Here is a 484-nt window from a genome sequence, read left to right on the forward strand (position 1 = left end):
TGTTGCTATTGTTGGGGTTTGTATGTGGGGAGTTGTTGGTGGTTTTGGGTGTGTGTGGGGGGTGGTTGTTTGGGTGTGTTTTTGTTGCTGGGCTTGGTATGGGTTTTTGGTTTGGGTTGTTTGGTGCGCGTGGTGTGTTTTTGGGTGTTGGTGGTGTCTTGGGTGTGTTTGGTGGTGGTTTTTTGGGTGTGTGTTTGTGTGTTGTTGGGTTTGGTGGTTTGTGGTGTTTGTGTTTTGGTGGTTTTGGGGGGGGGGTTGGGTGTGGTGGGGGTGGTGTGTGGGGTGGGGTGGTTGGGGTCGGGTTGGTTGGGGGGTTGGTGGTGGTGGTTGTGGTGTGTTTGGTCGGGTGTTGTTTGTTGGGGGTGTGTGGCGGGTCTGTTTCTGTTGTTTTGTCTTTGTGCGTATTGGTTGTTTTGGCGTGGTTGTTCAGCGGGATCGGGGTAAGATATCGTTCGGTGTTGTTGCGTTTTTGAGTGGGGAAGGG

General features: G+C 52.7%; 1 protein-coding gene. It reads left to right on the forward strand.

What is annotated here, in order from left to right:
* The coding region (locus ACTHTS_RS11070) for a hypothetical protein (protein WP_440370065.1) at positions 1-473 on the forward strand (473 nt) is incomplete at its 5' end.
* Positions 474-484: the final 11 nt, after the last annotated feature.

It is taken from the genome of Neisseria sp. P0019.S003, assembly GCF_051957115.1.
Classification (GTDB): Bacteria; Pseudomonadota; Gammaproteobacteria; order Burkholderiales; family Neisseriaceae; genus Neisseria; species Neisseria flavescens_D.